General features: G+C 73.9%; 2 protein-coding genes and 1 tRNA gene. 1 reads left to right on the forward strand and 2 read right to left on the reverse strand.

What is annotated here, in order from left to right:
• The coding region (locus tag ACFXA3_RS40565; RefSeq protein ID WP_385196161.1) for a PAS domain-containing protein at positions 1-1,645 on the reverse strand (1,645 nt) is incomplete at its 3' end.
• Positions 1,646-1,764: 119 nt separating this feature from the next.
• Positions 1,765-2,202, reverse strand: a complete 438-nt coding sequence (locus tag ACFXA3_RS40570) for an SSI family serine proteinase inhibitor (RefSeq protein ID WP_385196164.1) — start codon at positions 2,200-2,202, stop codon at positions 1,765-1,767.
• Between the two features lie 232 nt (positions 2,203-2,434).
• Here ACFXA3_RS40570 and ACFXA3_RS40575 point away from each other — a divergent pair.
• Positions 2,435-2,525: transfer RNA gene (locus tag ACFXA3_RS40575), tRNA-Ser, on the forward strand.
• The last annotated feature ends 120 nt before the right edge of the window (positions 2,526-2,645 follow it).

Below are 2,645 nucleotides of genomic sequence, written 5' to 3' on the forward strand. Positions count from 1 at the left end.
GCCCGGCCGGCAGCGCCTGTGCGCTCCCGCCCCCGGCGGCGCCGGTCGCCCCCGCCTCTTCGGCGGTGTCCTCCAGGAAGGCGTCCACTCCGCGCCGGCCCCGCCGCCCGGCGGGACCCTTGCCCGTGCCCTCGGCGGCCGACGGCTCCTTCGCGGGCTCCGGTTCCGGTTCCGGTTCCGGCAGCGTCACCGTTCCGGCCCCGGCGCCGAGCGGCAGTTCCAGTACGTACGCACCGCCGGGCGCGCCCGGCACCTCGACCGTCTGCAGCACACCGCCGTGCGCGGCCACGACGCCCCGCACGATCGGCTCGTGCACCGGGTTGCCGCCCTCGTAGGGCCCGCGCACCTCGATCCGTACGACCTTGCCGCGCTGCGCGGCGGCCACGACGATCGTCGAGTCGCTGTAGCCGCTGCCCTGGCGGGTCTTGCCGGTGGCGTCCACCCCGGCGACGTCCGCGACCAGGTGGGCGAGGGCGCCGGCGATCCGCTCGGCGTCCACCTCGGCCTCGATGGTCGGCGCGTGCACGGCGAACTGCACGCGGCCCGGGCCGATCAGCTCGACCGCGCCGTCGATGCCGGCCGCGACGACCCCGTCGATCAGGACCTTCTTCTTCCTGAGCTTCTCGGTGCCCGCGTCGAGCCGCTGGAAGCCGAGCACGTTGTCGACCAGCGCGGTCATCCGCGAGTACCCGGCGGCCAGGTGGTGCAGCAGCTGGTTGGCCTCGGGCCACAGCTGTCCCGCGTCGTCGGCGGCCAGGGTGGCCAGCTCCCCGCGGAGCTCCTCCAGCGGCCCGCGCAGGGACTCGCCGAGGACGGCCAGCAGCTGGGCGTGGCGCGCGGCCAGGGCGTCGTAGGGCCGCCGGTCGGTGAAGGTCATCACGGCACCGACGAGCAGGTCCCCGTCGCGGACGGGCGAGGTGGTCAGGTCGACGGAGACGGGCTGTCCGGCCTTGTTCCACAGCACCTGCCCGCGCACCCGGTGCTTGCGGCCGCTGCGCAGGGTGTCGGCGAGCGGGGACTCCTCGAAGGGGAACGGCGAACCGTCGGCGCGCGAGTGCTGGACCAGCCCGTGCAGCTCGCGGTTGCCGAGATCGGTGGCGCGGTACCCGAGGATCTGCGCGGCGGCCGGGTTGACCAGGACGACCCGCCCGTCGGTGTCCGTGCCGACGACGCCCTCGGCGGCGGCCCGCAGGATCATCTCGGTCTGCCGCTGCGAGCGGGCCAGCTCGGCCTCGGTGTCCACGGTCTCGGAGAGGTCCCGCACGACGAGCATCAACAGCTCGTCACCCGTGTAGGGCTGCGGCTCGCGGTAGGCGTCGCGGCCGTCGAGATGGGCGGCGGTGACCTCGACGGGGAACTCGGTGCCGTCGGTGCGCCGCGCGATCATCCGCTTGGGCTTGGCCCGGCCGCCCTCGTCCTCGCCGGGCCGGCGCATGGAGCCGGGGATCAGCTTGGAGTCGAACTCGGGAAGGAGGTCCAGCACGCCGCGGCCGACGAGGCCGGTGCCGGGACTCTCCATCACCTCGAGGGCGATCGAATTGGCGTTGACGACCGTGCCGTTGGCGTTGACGAGCAACAGCGCGTCCGGAAGGGCATCGAGTATTGCTGCGAGGCGAGCAGCGCCTCGGGATGGCCTGCTGCTCACGACGAGCTTCCTCCCTGACCACGACTACCGGCATGTCACGGGAGGAGTCTAAGGGCACGGCCCCGGCCCGAGGTGGCGGATGTTCGGCGGATCCCGTGCATCCTTCGCATCCTCCCAGGTCAGGAGCGCCCTGCCGGAAGCACAGGTTCCAGGTCGTTCCAGCGGGTGATCTCGCATCCGTTGGTCCGCCGGAACGTCGCGTCCACCTTGTGGCCTTGCCACGTTCCGGTGATGTGCGCGGTGGCCGGACCGCCGTCCTGGAAGGTGCAGATCTGCCGCTTGGAGGTGGGCGCGAACGGGTCCTTGCCCTGCTGTGCGAAACCGTCGAGGCGGGCGCAGGCCCGCTCGGCCTCGGGGTGGTTCCCGCCGACGGGGTCGCACTCCAGCAGGTACTCGCCGTCCGCCCGCGGGTTGCCGGTGGCGGACACGGCGATGGTGAGGCGGTCGGGCGCCCCCAGCAGGTGGCCCAGGGCCGGCAGCGGGGGCAGCGGCCCGGCGGCCGTGACCGCGGAGGCGGCCAGGGCGGAGGTGACGGCGAAGGCGGCGAGACGCAGCATGGGCACTCCAGGTCGTCCGTACGTCGTACGCCTGACCAACGACGGGCGCCCGCCGACGTTGCGTCCGGGGCCGCGTGCGTGCACGCGTACGGACGCGCCGTCCGGGCGGCGCGTCCGGTGCCCTTAAGGCTTTGCTCTCGCGGCGGCTGTCCTTGTACCGTGGGAGCGGATTGGTGAGCGGCCCTGTGGCTGTGTCATCATCTGCACGCACCCTCGTACGCGGGGGTGTGCTGGAGGCGTCGCCTAGTCCGGTCTATGGCGCCGCACTGCTAATGCGGTTTGGGGCTTACACCCCATCGAGGGTTCAAATCCCTCCGCCTCCGCACTTGCCGATTGGGGCGGGGCCGAGTGGGGCCGGGGGGGGAGGGGTGGGGGTGTGGGGGCCCCCCCCCCCCCCCCCCCCCCCCGCCCGCCCCCCCCCCCCCCCCCCCCCCCCCCCCCGA

This window comes from Streptomyces sp. NPDC059456 (assembly GCF_042750055.1).
Lineage (GTDB): Bacteria > Actinomycetota > Actinomycetes > Streptomycetales > Streptomycetaceae > Streptomyces.

Coding starts and splice junctions, on each gene's coding strand:
- ACFXA3_RS40570 (WP_385196164.1), bottom strand. CDS start 2,202: ATGCTGCGTCTCGCCGCCTTCGCCGTCACCTCCGCCCTGGCCGCCTCC.